Below are 21,964 nucleotides of genomic sequence, written 5' to 3'. Positions count from 1 at the left end.
GCGAAAATGCAATCGATCATTTCAGTTGGCAACGAAAAAAGCCTGCTCCTAGCCTCACAGATTTCCACTGCGCTCCCTGACAGGAGCCAGTTGGCAGTTGGCTTTTTCCAAATTTGCATATGCGGTGTGTTCTATGGAAAGAGATCGCCAGATGCCACGCTACTCGCTTGTTCTTATGACGAGGTGGCGAGACGGAGTAGGGATCGAGGGCTTCATAGGCCTTTGTTTAGCTTTGCCGAGTCGTCCCTCGACATAGCTTTAGCTTTTTCCGGAGCTGTCTTCACGGATGAAGATGGCGAGAAGGATTTTCTGGGCCTTTCCAAAGATGATTTCTTGGGCAATCTCTACTCCGGCTCGCCGCTTGTATGGGCTCCGGATGGAGATGCGGCCTTTGACGACGGCAGTGTAGTACTTCAGCTTGATGGGGCGACCAGAGTGAGGTTAATCGGCTTCCGACGCGATGCTGCCGGAGGGGTTATTGATCTGACAGATTTTGAAATGAATTCCGATGACTTCTACGAACTCCTGGAGAGCTGGAGCACTGCGTTCATTCGACAATGGGAATTAATGTCCGGATAAAAGGGGGGCGGAGGTAATTAATTTGCCTTAGCCCAAGGATCAAAGGGGACGGAGGTAATTAATTTGCCTCAACCCAAATAGGCTACGGCCGTTAAACACCAGCCTCTTGAAGCGCAAGGCCCGCCATGCGGCGGGCCTTGTCGTTTTTCGGGCGCGCCGCGCTCGAACAGAAGGAGCAATCAATGGCCCTCCGTCACCGTGTTCCGTGGCCGCCCCCGTGCTCGAACGGCGACATGACGATTGAGCGCTTTTTCAACCATATGTTCAAAGCGCTCATCGCCGAGCGCTCGCTCCTGGGCCAAGTGCCGTCGAATGGATGCAACTTCTTCGTCGCTGATGCCGGCGCGTAGCCATAAGCCATATGCGGTGTGGCGCTCGGTGGGTCGGGACCCCAAAGCGAGATATGCCGGATGCAACGTGATCAACGGATCGCGTGCCGTCCCCAGATGCGTATGCACGCTCGACCGCCGGTAGTCTTCGGGAGCGGCGACCATGGCTGCTCGTATCGGGTTGAGTTCGATGTAGCGAATGACGGTCATCAGGTAGCGGTCGGAATCGACCAGGCAGGACTTGAATCGACTCTGCCACAACGTACCGCAACGGCCATGTCGAGCGTTGAAAGCCTGGACATAGTTCTGGCCGACTTCCTGCATGGTGTGGGATAGACCGCCAGATGCTGTCGCAGTGAGTAACAGATGGAATGGTTGTCCATCAGTACGAAGGCATGGAGGGAGACGCCGTGCTTGCGGCAGGCTTCGCGGAGCAGTCGCCGGTACTGATGGCGGTCGTCGTCGTCGATGAAGATGGCGCATCGATTCACTCCCCGCTGAGTGACGTGCATGGGGAGGCCGGGTAGGTCGAGACGAGGTTGGATGTGCCTGGGCGCGGGATCAGCAAGGGCTGCCAGTTTTGACTCGTGGCTGTGGGTCTCGAATCGGTCAATGTGACTTGGCTTTGTAGGGAAAGTCCGCTTAATTCCCTCCGTCCCCTTTTGAGGGGTCAGAAAAATCCTACCCATCGAGGTGGCGTTGTCCGACTGCCAAGGAGAAGTAATCCGCCCACCATGCCCGCGCCCAATCGTGGGCGTCTTTGCAAAGGAGCATGCAATGTCGCAAAACCTTGTTTCCCTAACTCTCACCAGCGACCAGATCGCTGCCGCGATGGCGGCGCTCGAGCAGGTCGAAGCTTCGCTGCCTGGTTTGATCTCGCTGCAGCCGGAAGACCGCAAGGGATTGGTCTTCATGGGGCCGCGTTCGGAGACGTTCTGTCGGCAGACGGTGCGGGTGCTGGATCAGAATCGTCAGATCGTGCCGCCGAGTCTGGATCTGGCTGGTGCGCAGGCGGATCTTGCGGCTATCGATCAGTTGCGGCCGGTGCTTGAGCGGCTGCAGCGGTTGCCGTCGCGTGTGGACGACACGGTCGCTGCGTTGGGTAGTGATGTGATGGTTACTTCGCTGGAGGGCTATGGGCAGCTCAAGCTGTCGGGTGCGGCGCATGGGCTGGATGACCTGCGTAAGGAGGTCAGTGCGCGGTGGGCGCGGCAGCGGCGTAACAAGACGGCGGAAGCTGAGGTGGCCTGAAAGCCGCGTAACGTTCCGATACAGAAGGCCGCCTTTGTGCGGCCTTCTTCTTTGAGTGACCGGGAAATGCTCGCGCGCAACCCGAAGTCGATCGTTCGCAACCAGAAGATGGTTGCGTGCAACGGGAAAACGGTTGATCGAAACCAGAAGTCGGTCGGGCTCAAGCGTAAATCGGTTGGCCGCAACCGAATCATGGTTGCGCGCAACCGGAATCCGGTCTCTCGCAACCGAAAACGGGTTGCGTGCAAGCCAAAATCGCCTGTCGGCAACCGGAAATGGCTTGCGCGTGGCCGATTAAGGGCTGCGGATGGCTTGTCGCGACAGCACGGCGGGGTAAAACCCGCCTTACGGAACGCCGGCGGATTGACCCTGCGTGACCCACCCGCCTACAATTCCGCCCCTCCGCCGGAATAGCTCAGTTGGTAGAGCGGCGCATTCGTAATGCGTAGGTCGTAGGTTCGATTCCTATTTCCGGCACCATTGATTTAGCAGGAAGCCCGCCGGAAGGCGGGCTTTTTGTTTTGGTCCTCCCTCGCCGCGCTTGCGGGGGGAAGGCGTGCTGCTCGCGCGCCACTGGCGCGCGCACGCCTGAACGCCCTTCGCGCTATGGGCGAGGGCCGGGGCGCGAAGCGCCGACTGCGGCGCCGGGTGAGGGGGCGTCGGGCATAGATCACGCTTGAACTATCGATCGCCGCGGCTCCTGCCCCTCATCCGCCCTTTCGGGCACCTTCTCCCCGCTGGGGCGGGGAGAAGGGCGAGTTTCATGCGGCGGGTGACGCCTTGCGTCTCGCCCCAAGAGACCAGCCCCCGGTACAGTGCGGCGCATTGCCCCAACCGATCCCGCGCGACTCCCCATGGCCAAAACCGCCACCCGCAAGACCGCCTACGTCTGTAACGACTGCGGTGCCGAATTCAGCAAGTGGCAGGGCCAATGTGGCGAGTGCGGGGCGTGGAACACGCTGAGCGAAGTCGTCCTGGAATCCGCGCCGGCCATCAAGGGCGTCGCCGCGAGCCGCCGCAGTGGCTGGGCGGGGGCGGCGGATGCGCCCAAGGTCACCGCGCTCAAGGACGTGCGCCATCACGAGGACGCGCGCGCCTCGACCGGGATCGGCGAGCTGGATCGCGTGCTTGGTGGCGGGCTGGTGCACGGCTCGGTGGTGCTGGTGGGCGGCGATCCGGGCATCGGCAAGTCGACGCTGTTGCTGCAGGCGGTCACCAAGCTGGCGGCGACCATGCCCGGGCTCTACGTCACCGGCGAGGAATCGCTCGCCCAGGTCGCCGGCCGCGCGGCGCGGCTGGGGCTGCCGCTCGACGGGGTGCACGCGCTGGCGGAAACCTGCGTCGAGCGGATCCTGGAAAACGCGGCGTCGATGCGCCCGCAGCTGATCGTCGCCGACTCGGTGCAGACGCTGTGGACCGAATCGCTCAGCGCCGCGCCTGGTTCGGTAAGCCAAGTGCGCGAATCCGCCGCACGGCTGGTGCGTTACGCCAAGGAAACCGGAACCGCCGTGTTCCTGGTCGGCCACGTGACCAAGGAAGGCGGCATCGCCGGCCCGCGCGTGCTCGAGCACATGGTCGACGCGGTGCTGTATTTCGAAGGCGAGAGCGGCAGCCGCTTCCGCGTGCTGCGCGCGTTCAAGAACCGCTTCGGTGCGGTCAATGAACTGGGCGTGTTCGCGATGGGCGACAAGGGCCTGCGCGAGGTGCCCAATCCGTCGGCGATCTTCCTTTCCGGCAACAGCGTGCCGCAGCCGGGCAGTTGCGTGATGGTCACGCGTGAGGGCACGCGGCCGCTGCTGGTGGAAGTGCAGGCGCTGGTGGATGCATCGCCGCTGTCGAATCCGCGTCGTGTCGCGGTGGGCATGGAGAGCAACCGCATGGCGATGCTGCTGGCGGTGCTGCATCGGCACGGCGGGATCGCGGTGGGCGATCAGGATGTGTTCGTGAATGTGGTGGGTGGTATTCGCGTGCAGGAGACGGCGGTGGATTTGCCGGTGTTGCTGGCGGTGCTGTCGTCGCTGCGCGATCGGCCGCTTTCGGAGCAGACGATTGCGTTTGGCGAAGTCGGTTTGTCCGGCGAGATTCGGCCGGTGCCCAACGGCGAGGAGCGGTTGAAGGAAGCTGCCACGCATGGATTCAAGCGGGCGATCGTGCCGAAGGCGAATGCGCCGAAGAGTGGGCGTGTCGGCGAGATGCAGGTGATTGGGGTGGAGCGGTTGGCCGAGGCGTTGGAGGCAGGCGTTTAGTCGCGAAAGCGTCGCCAAGTTTGAACGGGTTTTGAGCCCCTCTCCCTGCGGGAGAGGGGTTGGGGTGAGGGTTCGGTGGAGTGGTGCATTCGCCGATTCCCATATCAACCCAGGACGGGCACAACACCACTTCGTCGCACCCTCATCCGGCGCTTCGCGCCACCTTCTCCCGGAGGGAGAAGGAGACGTGCAACGCGTAGCGGGTTAACCCGCCATCCGGTGTCGTCTTGTCTCAAACAAAGAAGCCCGCCAATGGCGGGCTTCTTGTCGTTAGACACTGCAATCGTGTGGGTGAATCAATGCCCGCCCGCCGCCTCCGGCCCCGCCTTCGCCACGAACGGCGGCTTCGCCATCCATACGAACACGATCACGCCCAGGAAGATGATTCCCAGCAAGTGGAAGATCTCGTTGAAGCCGATCTGCGCCGCCTGGTTGGAAATCATCCGCTCCATCACGAACGCACCGCGCTGCAGGTTGCCGCGGCCCAGCTGAGTGAGCTGGTCGATCACGTTCGGATCAGTCGCGGACAGCTTCTCGGTCAGGTGCGCGTGGTGCACGGCGCCGCGTTCTGACCACGCATAGGTCGTGAGCGAAGCCGCGAAGCTGCCGCCAAGCGTACGCATGAACGTGGCCAGGCCCGAGCCCGCCGCGATCTCGTGCGGCTGCAGGTCCGACAGCAGGATCTGCAACACCGGCATGAAGAACAGCGCCACGCCGAAGCCTTGCAGCAGCTGCACGAAGGCGATGTGGTTGAAGTCCACGTCGAGGTTGAAGCCCGAGCGCATGAAGCTGGTCATCGACATCGCGATGAAGGCCAGGGTGGCGAGCATGCGCAAGTCGAACTTGTGCGCGTACTTGCCCACGAACGGCGTCAGCAGCACCGGCAGGATGCCGATCGGGGCCGTGGCGAAACCGGCCCAGATCGCGGTGAACCCGAGGTTGCGTTGCAGCCACAGCGGCACCAGGATGCCGACACTGAAGAACGCCGCGTACGCGACCACCATTGCTGCGGTGCCGGCGCTGAAGTTGCGATGGCGGAATAGGCGCAGGTTAACGATCGGGTCCTTGTCGGTGAGTTCCCAGATCACGAATACCGCGAGCGAGATCACCGAGATGATGGCCAGCCACACGATCAGCTGCGAGCGGAACCAGTCTTCGTCATTGCCCAGGTCGAGCAGGAGCTGCAGCGCGCCTACGCCCAGCACCAGCGTGATCAGGCCGACGTAATCCATCTTCGGCTTCTCGAGCCGCTCCGGACGTCCTTTCAATTGCCGTCCGACCACGAAGCTGGAGAACAGCCCGATCGGGACGTTGATGAAGAAGATCCATTCCCAGCTGTAGTTGTCGGTGATCCAGCCGCCCAGGATCGGGCCGGCGATCGGCGCGACCACGGTCACCATCGCCAATAGCGCGATGGCTTGCCCGCGTTTGTGCGGTGGATAGATCGAGATCAGCAGCGCCTGTGTGATTGGATACATCGGGCCGGCGACGAAGCCCTGCAGTGCGCGCGCCGTGACGAGCAGGCCCATGCTGTTGGCCAGGCCACAAAGAAGGGAGGCGATGACGAACAGGAACGTCGCCCACACGAACAGCTTGCGCTCGCCGAAGTGGCGCGTCAGCCAGCCGGTCAGCGGCAGCGCGATCGCGTTGCTGACGGCGAAGGAGGTGATGACCCACGTCGCCTGGTTGGCGCTGCCGCCGAGGTTGCCGGAGATGGTGGGCAACGAGACGTTGGCGATGGTGAGGTCCAGCACCTGCATGAACGACGCCAGCGCGAGGCCGATCGTCGTCAGCGCGATGTTCGGCGGTCGGAAGCCGTTGGCGGGATTAGGCGATGACATTAATGCGGCTCGTCATGTCCGTGAGATTGCGGATGGCAGGTCGTTTGGTTCGTGACTGAGTGGAAGCTTCGCTTGATCCGTCATCCCCGCGAACGCGGGGACCCAGTGCCTTTGCCTCGAACTCAAGGCGCTGGGTTCCCGCGTTCGCGGGAATGACGAGCAAGCAATCAGCCGCGGCCGCGCGCCAGGTTCTCGCGCACGATCTTCTCGATCAGCGCGTCGGCGTCAGCAAGCTGCTTCGCATAGGCATCGGTGGTCAGCAGCGCCTTGTCCTGCGGCGCGGCAGCGAGCACGGCCCCGCTCTGGTCCTTCAGCAACACATCGGCATGCATGCTCAGGCCGATGCGCAGCGGATGCGCGGCGAGCTGTTGGCGATCCAGTTCGATGCGCACGGGCACGCGCTGCACGATCTTGATCCAGTTGCCGCTCGCGTTCTGCGCGGGCAGCAGGGCGAACGCGCTGCCGGTGCCGAGGCCAAGGCTGGCGAGCTTGCCGTTGAATTCGATGTCATCGCCGTACAGGTCGGAGTGCAGCTGCACCGGTTGGCCGATGCGCATCTTCGCCAGCTGGGTTTCCTTGAAGTTGGCTTCGATCCACACCTGTTCCAGCGGCACGATAGTCATAAGCGCGGTGCCGGGTTGGACGCGCTGGCCCAGCTGCACGGTGCGCTTGGCGACGTAACCGGAGACCGGCGCGACGATGCCCATGCGCTGCAGGTTGAGATAGGCCTGACGCAGCTGCGCGGCGGCGGCCTTGACCTGCGGCTGGTCGATCACGGTGGTGGCATCGACGAGCGCGCGGTTGCGGGCAAGGTTTTCGTTCGACACCGACAGCGCGGCCTGCGCGGCGGCGAGTTCGTCGCGGGCGTGGGCGAGTTCTTCTGCGGAGACGGCACCGGTGGCGACGAGGCCTTCGCGACGCTTCACGTCGGCGCTGGCTTTGTCCACGGCGACGCGACGCGCGTTGATGTCGGCCTGGCCGGCTTCGACCGCGCTGTACAGGCCGCGCACCTGGCGCACGGTTCCGGCGAGGTTGGCGACGGCCTGTTCGTAGGCGACGCGCGCGTCGTTGGGATCGAGTTGGACCAGTGTCTGGCCGGCGTCGACCTTCATGCCGTCGTCGGCGCCGATGCTCACCACGGTGCCGGTGGTCTGCGGCGTGATCGCCACGACATTGCCCTGCACGTAGGCGTCGTCGGTGTCTTCGTGCCAGCGCGAAACCAGCAGGTAGTACATCGCCCAGGCGATGCCGGCGACGACCACCACGAGGGCGAGGATCGTCAGCGCCTTCTTGCGCTTGCCGTTGGTTTGCGGCGCGACGGCCTCATTCGGATTGATCTTGGTGGTCATGGCGTGGCGGCCTTGGCGATATCGGTGTTGTCTTCGGAAGGGGTGGACGGCGCGGCCAGTTCGAGGCCGCCGCCGAGTGCGCGATCGAGGTCGATGGTCGCGCCGAGTCGTTGTGCGCGCAGTGCGGCAATCTGCTGTTCGAGTTGTAGCAGCGGGCGCTGTGCGTTGAGCACATCCAGCTGCGTGCCGAGTCCGGCCTTGTAGCGCGAGGTGGCAAGTTGCCAAGCCGACTGCGCGGCGTCATGCGCGCGATTTGCGGAAATCAGCTGCGCATCGAGCGAGCGCGAGGCCTGCAGCGCATCGGCGACTTCGCGCAGCGCGCCCACCAGGCTCTGGTTGTAGTTGGCTACGGCGAGGTCGTATTCGGCATCGCTCTTAGCCAGGTTGTTGCGCAGGCGGCCGCCGTCCAGGATCGGCAGGCTGATCGCCGGCCCGCCCTGGAACAGGAACGCGTCGCTGCTGAAGAGATCGGAGAGATTGCCCGCAGCCACGCCGACGAGCGCGCTGAGGTTCACCGTCGGATAGAACTCGGCCTTGCTCGCCTTGATGCCGTGACGCGTGGATTCCACGCGCCAGCGCGCGGCGACGACGTCGGGGCGATGGCCCAGCAGTTCGCTCGGCACCACGCTGGGGATGCCCGGTGCGGATGCGGTCAGCAGCGAAGGCTTGGCGATATCGAGGCCGCGATCCGGGCCCTTGCCGAGCAGCGCGGCGATCGCATTGCGCGCCACGTCGATCTGCTGCTGCGCGGCCTGCCGCTGTTGCTGTGCGGTGGCGACGGCGGCTTCGCTATTGCGAATCTGCAGCTGATTGTCGAGGCCTGCCTTAACGCGCTGGTGGCCGAGATCGAGCAGGTGCGTTGCGCGCTGTTCGTCGGCCTGCGCGATGTCGGCGACTTCATGCGCCTGGGCGAGTGCGACGTAAGCGCGGGCGATGTTCGACGACAGCATCAGACGCGCGGCCTGCCCCTCGACTTCGGCGGCACGCGCCTGGCCGAGCGCGGCCTGCGTGCGGGCGCGATGGCCGCCCCAGATGTCCGGGCTGTACTTGAACTGCAGACCGAGCAGGGTCACACCGAGGTAGTCGCCACCGATCGGGGGCGGCGCGACGGTTTCGGGAATTTGCACGCCGGAATATTGCGCGGTGGCGCCGAGTGTCGGTTTGCCCGCGGCTTCCGCGAGACCTGCCTGCGCGATCGCCTGGCGCACGCGTGCGTCGGCGGCATCGAGCGAGGGCGTGCCGGCGAGGGCTTCATCGATCAGCGCATCGAGTTGCGCGTCGCCGAGCGACTTCCACCAGTCGCGCTGCGGGAATCCGGCGTCGGATTGCGCGTTCGCAAACGTGCGGGAAGCGGCGAGCGAATCGGCATTCGACAACCGGCCCTGCGGTTCGAGGCCGTGCGTGCTGGCGCAACCGGCGACGATCAGGGCCAGCGTCGCAGCGAGCGTCAGCCGGGAGGAGATGGGGAAGGGCATGTCAGCTTTCCGAAGGAGAAAGGTTGTCGCGGACCTGCGCGAGCAGGCGGGTGAGCGTCTCGCGGTCGGCTTCGCTCATGCCGCGGGTCGCGCGTTCGCGCACGCGCTGGCCGCAGTGGTTGATGTCCTGCCAGATCGCCGCGCCCGCTTCGGTGAGGTGGATCCGCAGCGCTCGGCGGTCCTTGGGGTCGGCGACGCGGGCGACGATGCCGCGCTGTTCGAGCTTGTCCAGCAGCCGGGTCATCGCGCCCGGATTCAGCTGGGCGACGGCGGCGAGGTCGGTGACGCTGGCGGCGCCCTCGGCGGCCAGGTGTTTCAGGGTGATGTACTGGCTGAAGTTGAGCTCGTGGCCGGCGGCGAGCAGCTCGGCTTCCATCTGGGTCCAGAAGGCCGCTCGGATCTCACGCAGCAGCAGGGCCAGGGTCGAGCCGCCGCAGGGAAGGGGGGTGATGGCGTTCATGGCGGGGAAATATGCCCGCCACTGCAATATTTGTCAATGCAAATATTGTTGCCGCAAAGAGGACGCTGAGGCCCATTCAGGGCCCGCCATGCCGAAAAACGGGGGTCAGGCCCGGCCGAGAAGGACTTCGAGGACGAATTTGCTGCCGAAGAAGGCTAGGACCAGCAGGCCCATGGCGGACAGGGTCCAGCGCACCGCCGTCGCGCCGCGCCAGCCGCGGCGCCAGCGGCCCAGCAGCAGACCACCGAACAGCAGCCAGGACAGCACGCTCAGCACGGTCTTGTGCACCAAGTGTTGGGCGAGCAGGTTTTCGACGAAGAGCACGCCGGTCAGCAAGGTTGCGGTGAGCAATACGAAGCCGACGGCGATCGTGCGGAACAGCAGGCTTTCCAGCTCCACCAGCGGCGGCAAGGCGCGTAGCCAGCTGTGGAATTCGCGCCGGCGCAGGGCGCGTTCCTGTAGCCACGAGGTGATGGCCAGCAAGGCCGCGATGGCAAGAGTCGCGTAGGCCAGCAGTGCACACCACGCGTGCAATTGCAGGCGCCAGTCGAGGCCTTCCGCGCTGACGTGGCCATAGCCGGCGTAGCCAGCCAGCGTCGCGGCAGCGATCGGGAATACCACGACGCCCAGCGCCGCCATCCTGCCGGTCGCGCCGTACAGGGTGGTCATCGCGGCCATGCCAAATCCGACCAGCGACAGCGCCGAAAAGAAGTGCAGATCCGCGCCGCCGGCCTTGCGCCAGGTCATCGCATGCATCGTGAAATGCAGCGCGACGGCCACCACTGCGGGAAGCAGCCAGCGCAGGCCACGCGCCCGTTCCTGACGCAGTTGCGCGACCAGCAGACCAGTGGCGGCCAGATAGAGAACGACGGCGATGAGAACGATTGTCATCGCCGCAGTGTCGCATACGCGGTCGCTACATGAACCGGTACGCCGGTCGCGCATCTCCAGCCCGTATAATTCGCGCCCGTTTTCGTTTTCCCGCGCCCAGGTTCCCGCATGTTCGAGTCTTTGACCCAGCGTCTCTCCGGCACCATCGACCGCCTGCGCGGCCGCGGCCGCCTGACCGAAGAGAACATCCGCGAAGCCACGCGCGAAGTCCGCATTGCCCTGCTCGAAGCCGACGTCGCCCTGCCGGTGGTGCAGGCGCTGGTCGAGCGCATCAAGGTCCGTGCCGTCGGCCAGGAAGTGCTCAAGTCGCTGACTCCGGGCCAGGCGCTGATCAAGGTCGTGCGCGATGAGCTGACCGCGGTGATGGGCTCGACCGCTGCCGACCTCAACCTCAACGTACCGGCGCCGGCAGTGATCCTGATGGCTGGCCTGCAGGGTGCGGGCAAGACCACCACGGTCGCCAAGCTCGCCAAGCACCTGAAGGAAAAGCGCAAGAAGAAGGTGATGGTGGTGTCGGCGGACGTGTACCGTCCTGCCGCGATCGAACAGCTCAAGACGCTGGCGCAGCAGGTCGATGTGCTGTTCTTCCCATCGGATGCGTCGCAGAAGCCCGAAGCCATCGTGAAGGCGGCGATCGAGGACGCGCGCAAGTCGTACGTCGATGTGCTGATCGTCGACACCGCCGGCCGCACCTCGATCGACGAGGCGATGATGGCCGAGATCAAGGCGCTGCATGGCGCGGTGAATCCGGTCGAAACACTGTTCGTCGTCGACTCGATGACCGGCCAGGACGCTGCCGTCACCGCCAAGCATTTCGGCGAAGCGTTGCCGCTCACCGGTGTGGTGCTGACCAAGACCGACGGTGATGCGCGCGGTGGTGCGGCGCTCTCCGTGCGTTACATCACGCAGCGTCCGATCAAGTTCATCGGCGTGGGCGAAAAGCCCGATGGCCTGGACGTCTTCCATCCCGACCGTATCGCCAGCCGCATCCTCGACATGGGCGACGTGCTGTCGCTGGTCGAACAGGTCGAGCAGCAGGTCGACAAGGACAAGGCCGCCAAGCTCGCGGAGAAAGTCGCCAAGGGCAAGCGCTTCAACCTCAACGATCTCAAGGACCAGCTCGAGCAGATGCAGAACATGGGCGGTATCCATGGCCTGATGGACAAGCTGCCGGGCATGGGTCAGATCCCGGACCAGGTGAAGAACCAGGTCACCGGCAAGGAAGTGCCGCGCATGGTCGCGATCATCAATTCGATGACGCCCAAGGAGCGCCGCAATCCGGACCTGCTGAACGGTTCGCGCCGCGCCCGCATCGCCAAGGGCGCCGGTCTGACGCCGGCCGACGTGAACAAGCTGATGAAGCAGTATCAGCAGATGGAAAAGATGATGAGCAAGCTCTCCGGCGGCGGCATGAAGGGCCTGATGCGGGGCATGAAGGGCATGATGGGTGGCCGCGGCGGGATGCCGTTCCGCTGACTCGGTAGCGCCGCTGCTGGCTTTCCCTTCTCCCCGCGAAGCGGGGAGAAGGGGCCAAAGGGCGAATGAGGGGCGCTTTTGGGGTTTCCCGGCCCGATTCAATAACTTATAATCGCCGGCTTACCCTGCCATCCCGGCAGCTGGGCAACACCGAGAAACTGTAATGGTCAAGATTCGCCTCACCCGTGGCGGCGCGAAGAAGCGCCCCTTCTACCACATCATCGTCACTGACAGCCGCAGCGCCCGTGACGGCCGCAACATCGAGCGCGTGGGTTACTACAACCCGGTCGCGCAGGGCGCCGAAAAGCGCGTCGAACTCGACCTCGAGCGCGTCAAGCATTGGGTGTCGAAGGGTGCGCAGCTGACCGACAAGGTCGCCGTGCTCTTCAAGGAAGCGGCCAAGGCCGCGGCCTGATTGCCAGGTCGCGCGAGTTCGCGCGCGACCGATCCTGCAATCTCGCTATGAGTAACGATCAAGGGCGCCGCATCCTGCTTGGCAGGGTCAACGGCGCCTTTGGCGTTAGAGGCGAAGCCAAACTCGAGTCCTGGACCGAGCCACGCAACGCCATCTTCCGCTACCAGCCGTGGATCCTGCGCGACCCGCAGGGCAACGAGCGCGAACTGCGCGGCGTGCGCGGCAAGGAAAGCGGCAAATACCTGGTAGCCACCTTCCCCGATGTCACCGAACGTGATGCCGTGGAAGCCATGCGTGGCACCGAGATCTACGTGCCGCGCTCCGCGCTGCCGCCGCCGCGTCCGGGCGAGTACTACTGGGTCGATCTGGAAGGCCTGCGCGTCGTGAATGCCGACGGGGTGGACTTCGGCACCGTCTCGCACCTGTTCTCCACCGGCGCCAACGACGTGCTGGTCGCGCGCGATGGGGAGCGCGAGCGCATGATTCCGTTCGTCGAACCGCAGTACGTGACTTCCGTGGATTTCGAAGCGGGTGTCGTGACGGTGGATTGGGACGCCGAGTTCTAGTTCGCCGCCTGCGCGCACGCGCTCGCTACACTTTCGATGTACTTCCTTCGACGCGCCGACCGGTGCGCCAGCGAGTCCTGATCCGTGCGCATCGACGTCATTACCCTGTTTCCCGATTTCATCGCCCAGTGCGCCGCGTTCGGTGTCACCGGGCGGGCAGGGGAGCGTGGGCTGATCTCGCTGCACGGCTGGAATCCGCGCGACTACGCCGAAGGCAATTACCGTCGGGTCGACGAACGCCCGTTCGGCGGTGGTCCGGGCATGGTGATGCTGATCGACCCGTTGCGTGCCGCCATCCAGGCTGCGCGCGAGGCCGATCCGACGCCCGCCAAACTCATCTACCTCAGCCCCCAAGGCGCCCCGCTGACCCAGGCCAAGGCGCGCGAACTCGCCACGCGTGAGCGCCTGGTCCTGCTGTGCGGCCGCTATGAGGGTATCGATGAACGCCTGATCGAGGCGGAAGTCGACGAGGAGCTTTCGATCGGCGATTACGTGCTGTCCGGCGGCGAACTGGCCGCGGCCGTGGTCATCGATACCGTCGCGCGCTTGCAGGAAGGAGCGCTCAGCGACGCCGAATCGGCAGCCCAGGACAGCTTCGAGGGCGGGCTGCTGGACTGTCCGCACTACACCCGGCCGGTCGAGCACGAGCTGGGTAAGGTCCCCGACGTGCTGCTCTCCGGGAATCACGCCGAAATCGCCAAATGGCGTCGCCAGGAGGCCTTGGGCCGGACCTGGCAGCGGCGCCCGGACCTGCTGGATGAATCCACGCTTTCCAAGGTCGACCGCCGCCTTTTGGAAGCATATCGCGCCCGGTTGACCGATGTTGGCGACGATTTTGACGGGTAGGGCAGATCAGTAGGGCGCGTATTGACCCGCCATTGGCGGATTCGGGTACGCGGACGACGAGTCAGGACCCACCTATTCAAAACCCCGTAACCATTTGCCGCATAAAGAAAAAAGCCGCTACAATGCGCGGCTTCGTAACACCGCTTCACCGATGCCAGACGCGGGTCCACGTGCACTCGCGCTACAACTAATCCAACAGGCCATAGCCATGAACAAGCCGTCCATCCATACGCTCCTCCAGAATTTCGAAGCCGAACAGATCCAGCGCAAGCTGCCGGACTTCGGCCCCGGTGACACGGTCGTTGTCAACGTGAAGGTCAAGGAAGGCAACCGCGAACGCGTCCAGGCCTACGAAGGCGTGGTCATCGGCACCAAGAATGCCGGGCTGAATTCGTCCTTCACTGTGCGCAAGATTTCGCACGGCTACGGCGTCGAGCGCGTGTTCCAGACCCACAGCGCGATCATCGACTCGGTCGAAGTGAAGCGTCGCGGTAAGGTCCGCGCCGGCAAGCTGTACTACCTGCGTGGCCTTGAAGGCAAGAAGGCCCGCATCAAGGAAGATCTCGCCGCCTACGCCAAGGCCAAGGCCAAGGCCGAGTAATTCCAACGCAATACTGGCGCGCACCGCAGGGTGCCGCGCAGCGACGGCCGCCCTCGGGCGGCCGTTTGCTTTTGTGCGGATGAATCGTGCACGCGCGTTCTCGCGCATCGGCGTAGGCTGGGACGTGACACATCAAGCCGGGCGGGAAATGGCGCGCGTACAGCGCCAGTGCGAGTTTCGTTTCTACGAAGAGCTGGGCGACTTCCTGCCGCCTGAGCGTCGCAAGCGCAGCTTCATCCACGCCTTCGACGGCACCCCGGCGGTAAAGGATCGGATCGAAGCACTCGGCGTCCCGCACACCGAGGTCGATCTGATCCTGGTCGACGGAAGTCCCGTCGGTTTCAACCACAAGCTGCAGGGCGGCGAACGGGTAGCGGTCTATCCCATGTTCGAGTGCTTCGAACTCGACACGTTTCCTCGCTTGCGTCCGCAGCCCTTGCGCGAGCCGCGATTCGTACTCGATGTGCATTTGGGGCGCCTCGCGTCCTACCTGCGTCTGCTGGGTTTCGATTGCCTGTATCGCAACGACTACGGCGACGAGGAACTGCTGGATATCTCGCGAACGCAGCACCGCATCCTGCTTAGCCGCGATACCGGTCTGCTGAAACGTGCGGCCCTGACCCACGGCGCCTTCCTGCACGCGACCGATCCGCGTCGGCAGTTGCGCGAGATATGCGACCGCTTCCAGCTCGATGCGCGGATCGCGCCCTTCACCCGCTGCGCGCGCTGCAACGGCGCCGTGGAAGCGTTGCAGTGCGAGGTTCCCGTGAAGCTGCCGGCGACCGTCGCCGCAGCCAATGGCGGCAAGTTCAGTCGTTGCAGCGCTTGTGGCCAGATCTACTGGCCAGGAAGTCATCTCACTCGCCTGCGGCAACGCCTGGCGGAAGTCGGTGTATCGATCTGAGCCGGGAAGGAGTCGATAAAATCAGCGCAATGAAACCCGATACAAGCGATTTCCTAGCGTCTCCCGCCAGTGTCCGCCTCGATCTGTGGCTGTGGGCGGCGCGCTTCTTCAAGACCCGTTCACTGGCCAAGCAGGCGATCGAAACCGGCAAAATTGAAATTGGCGGCCAGCGCGCCAAGCCCGCGCGCGGCGTGCACGTCGGCGATGCGATGAAGATCGCGCGCGGCGAAGAAGTATTCGAGATCGAAGTTCTCGCACTCAGCGACACGCGCGGCCCGGCCAAGGTCGCGCAGGCGTTGTATTCCGAAGGCGACGCTTCGCGCCTGCGTCGTGAAGCGGAGCGCAGCCGCCGCGCGGCGGCGCGCGCGGGCTATCAACCGCCGGAAACCAAACCCGACAAACGCGCGCGCAGATTGATCCGCGCGCTAGGCGACATCGACGCGAGTTGATTGAGTCCGTCGCATGCGCAGCCAGCAAGGCTGCGCATGCAGGGCGATGAACTTCAGCGGCGCCCGCCAAACACCGATCCGGCCAGACCGATCAGGTCCGAGAAGTCCGCGTCGCCATCGCCATCGCGATCGAGTACCGCACCGAGCAGGCCGCCACCGAGCCCGCCCTGCTGCTGGATCTGCTGATGTTCCTGTCCCAGCACTTGGCCAAGCGCCTGCGGCGAAGCGGAGGAGCCGGAAAGCATCCGCTTGGCGAGATAGGCGAGGACTATGGGCGCGAGGATCTTGAGCAGCGAATTCGCCTGGGCGCCGCCCAACCCGGTTGCGGCGCCGAGACCCTGCGAGGCATTGCCCTGACGATTGCCGAAGATGTGGCCGAGGATCTCCGTTCCCTGGCCGCCTCCGCCCAGGACACCGCCGAGCACGCTTCCGAGGTCGAGACCCGCGTGGTCGCGTTGCAGGGCGCCGAACAACGCCTCAGCGCCCTGCGGCTGACTGGCGTTGCGGCCGAGTGCGCCCAGCAGCAATGGCAGCGCGGCCGACACGGCCTGCGTCGCTTGCGGCTGCGACAGGCCCAATTGCTGGCCGATCTGGGCCAGTTGCGGTCCCTGTAGCTGAGTGAGCAGATCGTCGGCGAGCGAGGTCATGGCGATTCCTTCCTGAAGACGGGAACGCCGATCCTACCCCCAGCCTCGTTTCGCGCGCATGCGCACCGCGAAGGCGCGGCGCCTTCGGCTAACTCAGCGCCTTCAACCGGTACAGCGCCTCGAGCGCCTGCTTCGGCGTCAACTCGTCCGGATCAATGGCCACCAGGGCATCGAGCGCGGCGGAGTTGGCCGCAAACAATCCGAACTGCTGCGGCTGATCCAGGGTGGCGGGCGTCAGTTCAGGTGTCGGGGTGTCCCGGTTCTGCTGCTCAAGCTCGAGCAAGCGACCGCGCGCCTGCTTGACCACCGACTTCGGCAGGCCCGCCAATGCCGCCACCTGAAGGCCGAAGCTGCGATCGGCGGGGCCGTCCTTCACTGCATGCATGAAGACCAGCGCGTCGCCATGTTCGACTGCGTCGAGATGCACGTTCGCAATGCCGGAGCCAGGTTCGGCCAGCGCTGTCAGTTCGAAGTAATGCGTGGCGAACAGGGTGAAGGCGCGATTGTTGTGCGCAAGATGCCGCGCGCAGGCTTCGGCCAGTGCTAGGCCATCGTAGGTCGAAGTGCCGCGACCGATCTCGTCCATCAACACCACTGATTGCGCAGTGGCGTGATGGAGGATGTAACTGGTCTCGCTCATCTCGACCATAAAGGTCGACTGCCCGCGCGCCAGATCGTCACCGGCGCCGATGCGGGTGAGGATGCGATCGATCGGCCCGAGTACGACCCGCGATGCGGGCACGAAACTGCCAATGTGCGCCAGCAACACGATCAACGCGTTCTGGCGCATGTAGGTCGACTTACCGCCCATGTTCGGGCCGGTGATCACCAGCATGCGGCGGTCGTCGTGCAGGATCAGGTCGTTGGGTTCGAACGGCTCGTTGCGGACTGCTTCCACGACAGGATGGCGTCCGCGTTCGATGCGGATGCCGGAATCCTCGGCCAGCTCCGGCTGCGACCAATCCAGCGACTGTGCGCGCTCGGCGAAGCACGCGAGCACGTCGATCTCGGACAGCGCGCCGGCGCAGCGCTTGAGCGGCTCCAGTCGCTCGTTCAACGCGTCCAGCAGCTGTTCGTACAGCAGCCGTTCGCGGGCGAGGGCGCGTTCGCGAGCCGAGAGCACCTTGTCCTCGAACTGCTTGAGCTCCTCGGTGATGTAGCGCTCGGCACCGGTCAGGGTCTGACGGCGCGTGTAATGCGTGGGCGCCTTGTCCGACTGGCCCTTGCTGATTTCGATGTAGTAGCCGTGTACGCGGTTGTAGCCGACTTTCAGGGTCGGAATGCCGGTGGACGCCTTCTCTCGCACTTCCAGGTCGATCAGGAACTGGTCGGCATTGGTCGATAGCGTGCGCAGCTCGTCGAGTTCGGCGTCGTAGCCCGTGGCAAAGATGCCGCCATCGCGCGCGAGCACAGGCGGCTGCGGCACGATCGCGGAGGCGAGCAGGTGCGCATGTGCGTCGTGTTCGCCAAGCTCGCTGGCCAATGCGCTCAAGTGCGGAGAATCCAACGGTTGCAGCTTGGTCCGTGCCGCAGGCAGCAGGCCCAGTCCGTCGCGCAGCGTGGACAGGTCGCGTGGTCGCGCCGAACGCAACGCGATACGCGAGAGGATGCGTTCCAGGTCGCCGAGCGCGCGGAATTCCTCGCGCAGCCGTTCACCGACCCCGGATTCGATCAGTGTCGCCACTGCCTGGTGACGCAGCCGCAAGGTCGGGCGATCGCGCAACGGGCGATGCAGCCAGCGACGCAGGAGACGCCCGCCCATCGGCGTGATCGTCGAGTCGAGTACGCCGAGCAGCGTGGTGCGGGTGTCGCCGTCGACGCGCGTGTCCAGTTCCAGATGGCGACGCGTCGCCGCGTTCATAGCGATGGCGCCGTCGCCGGACTCGACTGCAATGGAGGTGAGGTGCGGCAGGCGCTGCTTCTGGGTTTCTTCGACATAGCCGAGCAGGGCGGCAGCTGCGGCAATGGCCAGCGGCTTGTCGTCAATGCCGAAGCCGGACAGGTCGTGCAGTCCGAAGAAGCGCAGCAGCTGGCGGCGCCCGCTGTCGGCATCGAACAACCAGGGAGCACGACGGCGCACGCCACTGCGGGTTTCGACGTAATCCGGCCAGCCTTCCTCGTCGGCGATCAGCGTTTCGGCGGGCTCCAGGCGGGCGAGCTCCGCTTCCAGTGCGTCCTCGCTCGTGATTTCGTTGACCAGAAAACGGCCCGCGGCCAGATCGGCCCAGGCCACGCCGTAGCCGTGCTTGCCGCGCGCCACGGCGAGCAGCAGGGTGTCGCGTCGCTCGTTGAGAAGCGCCTCGTCGGTGACCGTGCCGGGGGTGACGATGCGGACGACCTTGCGTTCGACCAGCCCCTTGGACTCGGCCGGATTGCCGATCTGCTCGCAGATGGCCACGGACTCGCCCAGGGCGACTAGGCGGGCAAGGTAGCCCTCGTAGGCATGGTGCGGCACGCCCGCCATGGGAATGGGCTGGCCGGCCGAGCTGCCGCGTTGCGTCAGGGTTATATCGAGCAGCCGCGCGGCCTTACGGGCGTCGTCGTAGAACAACTCGTAGAAATCGCCCATACGGAAGAACAGCAGAACGTCCGGATGCTCCGCCTTCGCGGCGAAGAACTGTTTCATCAGCGGGGTGTGTTCGGGCGTCGGGCTGCTGGAATTGCCGTGCATGTGGGGATTGCTGTCCATCGATTCGGCGCCGGCCGGCGCGTGCAACGGCACATGATGACAGAGCGGGGAGTTGGAGGAGGAGGGGCGGTAGAGGATGAATTTCTGTGACCTCCGTCTCTCGGCTTGTGATAGGTTCGGGCCGCACATGTCGGGGTATTCGGCATGTTCAGGGGCCGCATCAGGGGGCGGCGGGCATACCGGGTTGCGTTCGTAGCGCGCGCTCGGGGCTTGTCTTGTGTGGACAACGGTCCATTCGAAAGGGGAATTCGCGATGGTTCGAAGCAACGTGCAGAAGAAGCTGCTGTCGCTGGCGGTAGCCGCGGCGCTGGGATCGACGCTGGCCGCGCCGGCTCGCGCACAGGACGCCCCGCCGGCTGGAACACAACCGGCAGGGGAGCAAAAGGAAGAGAAGGCAACGACCCTCGCGGAACTGGTCGTCACCGCGCAAAAGCGCGAGGAGACCATGCAGGACGTGCCGATCTCGCTTACTGCGCTACCCGAGCAGCTGATGCGCGATACCGGCATTCGCGACATCAAGGACATGCAGATCCTGGTGCCGGGGCTGATTGTCACCAGTACGCAGAATGAAGCGATCACCACTGCCCGCATCCGCGGCATCGGCACGGTCGGCGACAACGCGGGCCTGGAGTCGTCGGTTGGCGTGGTCATCGATGGCGTCTACCGTCCGCGCAACAGCGTTGGCTTCGGCGACCTGGGCGAACTGGAACGCATCGAAGTGCTGAAGGGCCCTCAGGGCACCGTCTTCGGCAAGAACACCTCGTCGGGCGTCATCAACGTGATCACGCGCCGGCCTAGTTACGAGACGTCAGTGGAAGGCGAGCTGACCGTCGGCGACTACGGTGCGCTGGGTGCGGCCGGTGCCTTCAACACCTCACTGGGCGATAGCGCCGCGATGCGCATCTACGCCGTGAAGCGCAAGCGCGATGGCTTCATGGACGTCCACACTGGCGGTGGTCCGCGCGTGGAGCAGGAAGACGGCGACCAGAACTTCCACTCGCTGCGCGGTCAGTTGCTGCTGGAACCCACCGAGAACCTCGACATCGTCCTGATGGCCGACTTCACCAGTCGCGAGGAGAACTGCTGCGCGGCCGTGACCATCGTGCGCGGTGCGACGGCCGCGATCATCGACGCGCTCGCGACGGACGAGGGCGTGGCACCGGTCGGTACCGATCCCTTCGATCGGCAGGTGTGGAGCAACCGCAGCACCGAGCAGGACATCAAGGACAAAGGCGTGCAGGGCGAGGTCAACTGGATCACGCCGTGGTTCGGCGGGGCGACGCTGACGTCGATCACCGCCGCGCGCGATTGGAAGACCATCAACGGCCTGGATTTCGACTTCACCAGTGCGGACATCCTGTATCGCAATCCCGACGAGGACGAATCGCTGACCGCCTTTGAGACGTTCAGTCAGGAATTCCGCCTGACCGGCTCTACCGACCGTTTCGACTGGATGTTGGGCGCGTTCTATTCGGACGAGGACCTGGATCGCAACGATTCCTACCGTGTGGGTGCGGCATACGAACCGTATCTGTCGACGCTGGTGGGGTCGCGGGTGTTCAGTGCGCTGGCAGCGATGGGATTGCCGGTCAATGCGGCCAATCCCGCGATCTTCCTGTCGCAGGTCAGCGGCCAGCCGTTCGGCACCAACTTCGCCGGACTCGGCGCGCTCGACAAGCATCGCCAGAATTCGACCAGCAAGGCGTTGTTTACCAACAACACCTGGCATGCGACCGACGCGCTCGATCTGACCTTGGGCCTGCGCTACACGCAGGAAGACAAGGAGCTCGACTCGACCTTCAGTAATCCGAACGGCAGCATCGGTTGTGGCTCGGTACTCGCCAATCCCGGCGCGCGCGTCGGCGCGGCGCTATCGCAACGCATCACCAACTGGGCGGTGCTGTCGCCGGCGCAACGAGCCGCGATCATCAACGCAGTGGCGCCAACCATCGTCGGCTTCACGTGTTTGCCATGGGCGAATGCCCTGCACAACGGTCGCGTGACGCACCAGGAGCGCACTGAGAAGGAATGGTCGGGCACGCTCAAGGCAGCGTATCGCTGGAATGAGAACCTGATGACCTACGTCTCGGCCGCGCGCGGCTACAAGGCGGGTGGTTTCAATCTCGATCGCGTGCAGTCGCTCGATGGCCAGTCGAGCAGCGGCGCCGGCTTCAGGCCGGTGGACGACACTTCCTTCCCCGGAGAGTTCGTCGACAGCTACGAACTCGGTGCGAAGACCACGTGGGCCGATGGCAACCTGCTGTTCAACGCCACGCTCTTCCACCAGACCTACAGCGACTTCCAGCTCAACAGCTTCCTCGGCACCAGCTTCGTCGTGCGTTCTATTCCGGAAGTGGTGTCGCAGGGCGTCGACACGGAATTCCTGTGGCAGACCGGCATCGATGGCCTCAGTTTCCAGGGCGGCCTGACCTACGCCGACACCAAGTACGGCGATGAGCGACCCACCGCGGAGTTCAGCGATACGCCGCCCACCGCGCCGGGTTCGCTGTACAAGCTGCCCGGCTCGCAGGCGAGTTTTGCGCCGAAATGGTCGGGGTCGGGTTCCGTGACCTACGAATGGGGCTTCGGCAACGACCTGGTGGCCCGCTTCAATCTCGGCGCCAAGTACATGTCCGAATACAACACCGGTTCGGATCTGGACGTGGAAAAGCAGCAAGACTCCTACACCGTGGTGAACGCGCGCGTCGGCATAGGCCGCAAGGACAAGCGCTGGGGCATCGAGCTGTGGGCGCAGAACCTGACCGATGAGGAATACATGCAGGTGGCGTTCGACGCACCGCTGCAAGCACCGGGCACTTCGCTGCCGCATGATCCGCTGAACTCGTACAACGCGTTCCTCGGTGCGCCACGAACCTATGGCGTGACGTTCCGCGTTACCTACTGAGTTGCTTTGCTTGCGCGACGGCCCGTCATCAGGACGGGCCGTCGG

Annotated in this window: 20 protein-coding genes and 1 tRNA gene; 13 read left to right on the top strand and 8 right to left on the bottom strand. The window is 64.6% G+C overall.

Annotated features, from left to right (window positions below):
* Positions 1-6: 6 nt before the first annotated feature.
* Complete coding sequence (locus ACYVGK_RS10000) at positions 7-579, top strand: hypothetical protein (RefSeq protein WP_460733209.1); 573 nt, start codon at positions 7-9, stop codon at positions 577-579.
* A gap of 179 nt (positions 580-758) precedes the next feature.
* Here ACYVGK_RS10000 and ACYVGK_RS09995 read toward each other — a convergent pair whose 3' ends face one another.
* Positions 759-1,232: a transposase gene (locus ACYVGK_RS09995; RefSeq protein WP_460733207.1), complete on the bottom strand. Its 474-nt coding sequence runs from the start codon at positions 1,230-1,232 to the stop codon at positions 759-761.
* 47 nt (positions 1,233-1,279) lie between these two features.
* On the opposite strand from ACYVGK_RS09995, the gene ACYVGK_RS09990 reads away from it, so the two are divergent.
* The 4 genes from ACYVGK_RS09990 (at position 1,280) to radA (ending at position 4,405) form a co-directional block, all read left to right on the top strand.
* Positions 1,280-1,435: a hypothetical protein gene (locus tag ACYVGK_RS09990; protein ID WP_460733206.1), complete on the top strand. Its 156-nt coding sequence runs from the start codon at positions 1,280-1,282 to the stop codon at positions 1,433-1,435.
* 250 nt (positions 1,436-1,685) lie between these two features.
* On the top strand, positions 1,686-2,159 hold the full coding sequence (locus ACYVGK_RS09985; RefSeq protein WP_460733205.1) for a hypothetical protein: 474 nt from the start codon (positions 1,686-1,688) through the stop codon (positions 2,157-2,159).
* A gap of 404 nt (positions 2,160-2,563) precedes the next feature.
* Positions 2,564-2,639 (top strand) — tRNA-Thr (locus tag ACYVGK_RS09980).
* A 374-nt stretch (positions 2,640-3,013) separates the two neighbouring features.
* Entirely contained in the window at positions 3,014-4,405 is a 1,392-nt protein-coding gene (radA, locus tag ACYVGK_RS09975) for a DNA repair protein RadA (protein WP_460733204.1), read from the top strand.
* 296 nt (positions 4,406-4,701) lie between these two features.
* On the opposite strand, the gene ACYVGK_RS09970 is transcribed toward radA, so the two are convergent.
* The 5 genes from ACYVGK_RS09970 to ACYVGK_RS09950 form a co-directional block, all read right to left on the bottom strand.
* Entirely contained in the window at positions 4,702-6,246 is a 1,545-nt protein-coding gene (locus tag ACYVGK_RS09970) for a DHA2 family efflux MFS transporter permease subunit (protein ID WP_460733203.1), read from the bottom strand.
* A gap of 167 nt (positions 6,247-6,413) precedes the next feature.
* Complete coding sequence (locus tag ACYVGK_RS09965) at positions 6,414-7,595, bottom strand: efflux RND transporter periplasmic adaptor subunit (RefSeq protein WP_460733202.1); 1,182 nt, start codon at positions 7,593-7,595, stop codon at positions 6,414-6,416.
* Positions 7,592-9,070 (bottom strand): efflux transporter outer membrane subunit, encoded by a 1,479-nt coding sequence (locus ACYVGK_RS09960; RefSeq protein WP_460733201.1) that lies wholly within the window; start codon positions 9,068-9,070, stop codon positions 7,592-7,594. The genes ACYVGK_RS09965 and ACYVGK_RS09960 overlap by 4 nt, the downstream gene beginning before the upstream one ends.
* Position 9,071: 1 nt before the next feature.
* A complete protein-coding gene (locus tag ACYVGK_RS09955) occupies positions 9,072-9,530 on the bottom strand; it encodes a MarR family winged helix-turn-helix transcriptional regulator (RefSeq protein ID WP_460733200.1) in 459 nt (152 codons plus the stop codon).
* A 105-nt stretch (positions 9,531-9,635) separates the two neighbouring features.
* Positions 9,636-10,421 (bottom strand): cytochrome C assembly family protein, encoded by a 786-nt coding sequence (locus tag ACYVGK_RS09950; RefSeq protein ID WP_460733199.1) that lies wholly within the window; start codon positions 10,419-10,421, stop codon positions 9,636-9,638.
* Positions 10,422-10,529: 108 nt separating this feature from the next.
* Here ACYVGK_RS09950 and ffh point away from each other — a divergent pair, with 108 nt between their 5' ends.
* The 7 genes from ffh to ACYVGK_RS09915 all read left to right on the top strand — a co-directional run bounded on the left by ffh (position 10,530) and on the right by ACYVGK_RS09915 (position 15,678).
* The gene (gene ffh, locus ACYVGK_RS09945) at positions 10,530-11,897 is read left to right on the top strand and encodes a signal recognition particle protein (protein WP_460733198.1); all 1,368 of its coding nucleotides are present in this window, start codon (positions 10,530-10,532) and stop codon (positions 11,895-11,897) included.
* 163 nt (positions 11,898-12,060) lie between these two features.
* Complete coding sequence (gene rpsP, locus ACYVGK_RS09940) at positions 12,061-12,312, top strand: 30S ribosomal protein S16 (protein ID WP_460733197.1); 252 nt, start codon at positions 12,061-12,063, stop codon at positions 12,310-12,312.
* Between the two features lie 47 nt (positions 12,313-12,359).
* On the top strand, positions 12,360-12,878 hold the full coding sequence (rimM, locus tag ACYVGK_RS09935; RefSeq protein WP_460733196.1) for a ribosome maturation factor RimM: 519 nt from the start codon (positions 12,360-12,362) through the stop codon (positions 12,876-12,878).
* Between the two features lie 84 nt (positions 12,879-12,962).
* Positions 12,963-13,724, top strand: a complete 762-nt coding sequence (gene trmD, locus ACYVGK_RS09930) for a tRNA (guanosine(37)-N1)-methyltransferase TrmD (RefSeq protein ID WP_460733195.1) — start codon at positions 12,963-12,965, stop codon at positions 13,722-13,724.
* Positions 13,725-13,932: 208 nt separating this feature from the next.
* Positions 13,933-14,325 (top strand): 50S ribosomal protein L19, encoded by a 393-nt coding sequence (gene rplS / locus ACYVGK_RS09925; RefSeq protein WP_460733194.1) that lies wholly within the window; start codon positions 13,933-13,935, stop codon positions 14,323-14,325.
* 79 nt (positions 14,326-14,404) lie between these two features.
* Positions 14,405-15,229 (top strand): Mut7-C RNAse domain-containing protein, encoded by an 825-nt coding sequence (locus ACYVGK_RS09920; RefSeq protein ID WP_460733193.1) that lies wholly within the window; start codon positions 14,405-14,407, stop codon positions 15,227-15,229.
* Between the two features lie 29 nt (positions 15,230-15,258).
* Positions 15,259-15,678 carry an RNA-binding S4 domain-containing protein gene (locus ACYVGK_RS09915; RefSeq protein WP_460733192.1) on the top strand — a complete coding sequence of 140 codons (420 nt, stop codon included), beginning with the start codon at positions 15,259-15,261 and terminating at the stop codon, positions 15,676-15,678.
* Positions 15,679-15,731: 53 nt separating this feature from the next.
* Here ACYVGK_RS09915 and ACYVGK_RS09910 read toward each other — a convergent pair whose 3' ends face one another.
* Positions 15,732-16,325 carry a DUF937 domain-containing protein gene (locus ACYVGK_RS09910; RefSeq protein WP_460733191.1) on the bottom strand — a complete coding sequence of 198 codons (594 nt, stop codon included), beginning with the start codon at positions 16,323-16,325 and terminating at the stop codon, positions 15,732-15,734.
* 88 nt (positions 16,326-16,413) lie between these two features.
* Complete coding sequence (mutS, locus tag ACYVGK_RS09905; protein WP_460733190.1) at positions 16,414-18,996, bottom strand: DNA mismatch repair protein MutS; 2,583 nt, start codon at positions 18,994-18,996, stop codon at positions 16,414-16,416.
* 271 nt (positions 18,997-19,267) lie between these two features.
* On the opposite strand from mutS, the gene ACYVGK_RS09900 reads away from it, so the two are divergent.
* Positions 19,268-21,919, top strand: coding sequence for a TonB-dependent receptor (locus tag ACYVGK_RS09900; RefSeq protein ID WP_460733189.1), 2,652 nt, complete (start codon positions 19,268-19,270; stop codon positions 21,917-21,919).
* Positions 21,920-21,964: the final 45 nt, after the last annotated feature.

The organism is Lysobacter tyrosinilyticus (assembly GCF_054779815.1).
The sequence above is the reverse complement of the archived record's forward strand: the minus strand, read 5'-3'. Positions and strand labels throughout refer to the sequence as shown.

What these genes read in the sequence shown, in the direction of transcription:
- ACYVGK_RS10000 (WP_460733209.1), top strand. Translation starts at nt 7, where the DNA reads ATGCAATCGATCATTTCAGTTGGCAACGAAAAAAGCCTGCTCCTAGCC.
- ACYVGK_RS09995 (WP_460733207.1), bottom strand. Translation starts at nt 1,232, where the DNA reads ATGCAGGAAGTCGGCCAGAACTATGTCCAGGCTTTCAACGCTCGACAT.
- ACYVGK_RS09990 (WP_460733206.1), top strand. Translation starts at nt 1,280, where the DNA reads ATGGTTGTCCATCAGTACGAAGGCATGGAGGGAGACGCCGTGCTTGCG.
- ACYVGK_RS09985 (WP_460733205.1), top strand. Translation starts at nt 1,686, where the DNA reads ATGTCGCAAAACCTTGTTTCCCTAACTCTCACCAGCGACCAGATCGCT.
- radA (WP_460733204.1), top strand. Translation starts at nt 3,014, where the DNA reads ATGGCCAAAACCGCCACCCGCAAGACCGCCTACGTCTGTAACGACTGC.
- ACYVGK_RS09970 (WP_460733203.1), bottom strand. Translation starts at nt 6,246, where the DNA reads ATGTCATCGCCTAATCCCGCCAACGGCTTCCGACCGCCGAACATCGCG.
- ACYVGK_RS09965 (WP_460733202.1), bottom strand. Translation starts at nt 7,595, where the DNA reads ATGACCACCAAGATCAATCCGAATGAGGCCGTCGCGCCGCAAACCAAC.
- ACYVGK_RS09960 (WP_460733201.1), bottom strand. Translation starts at nt 9,070, where the DNA reads ATGCCCTTCCCCATCTCCTCCCGGCTGACGCTCGCTGCGACGCTGGCC.
- ACYVGK_RS09955 (WP_460733200.1), bottom strand. Translation starts at nt 9,530, where the DNA reads ATGAACGCCATCACCCCCCTTCCCTGCGGCGGCTCGACCCTGGCCCTG.
- ACYVGK_RS09950 (WP_460733199.1), bottom strand. Translation starts at nt 10,421, where the DNA reads ATGACAATCGTTCTCATCGCCGTCGTTCTCTATCTGGCCGCCACTGGT.
- ffh (WP_460733198.1), top strand. Translation starts at nt 10,530, where the DNA reads ATGTTCGAGTCTTTGACCCAGCGTCTCTCCGGCACCATCGACCGCCTG.
- rpsP (WP_460733197.1), top strand. Translation starts at nt 12,061, where the DNA reads ATGGTCAAGATTCGCCTCACCCGTGGCGGCGCGAAGAAGCGCCCCTTC.
- rimM (WP_460733196.1), top strand. Translation starts at nt 12,360, where the DNA reads ATGAGTAACGATCAAGGGCGCCGCATCCTGCTTGGCAGGGTCAACGGC.
- rplS (WP_460733194.1), top strand. Translation starts at nt 13,933, where the DNA reads ATGAACAAGCCGTCCATCCATACGCTCCTCCAGAATTTCGAAGCCGAA.
- ACYVGK_RS09920 (WP_460733193.1), top strand. Translation starts at nt 14,405, where the DNA reads ATGAATCGTGCACGCGCGTTCTCGCGCATCGGCGTAGGCTGGGACGTG.
- ACYVGK_RS09915 (WP_460733192.1), top strand. Translation starts at nt 15,259, where the DNA reads ATGAAACCCGATACAAGCGATTTCCTAGCGTCTCCCGCCAGTGTCCGC.
- ACYVGK_RS09910 (WP_460733191.1), bottom strand. Translation starts at nt 16,325, where the DNA reads ATGACCTCGCTCGCCGACGATCTGCTCACTCAGCTACAGGGACCGCAA.
- mutS (WP_460733190.1), bottom strand. Translation starts at nt 18,996, where the DNA reads ATGCACGGCAATTCCAGCAGCCCGACGCCCGAACACACCCCGCTGATG.
- ACYVGK_RS09900 (WP_460733189.1), top strand. Translation starts at nt 19,268, where the DNA reads ATGGTTCGAAGCAACGTGCAGAAGAAGCTGCTGTCGCTGGCGGTAGCC.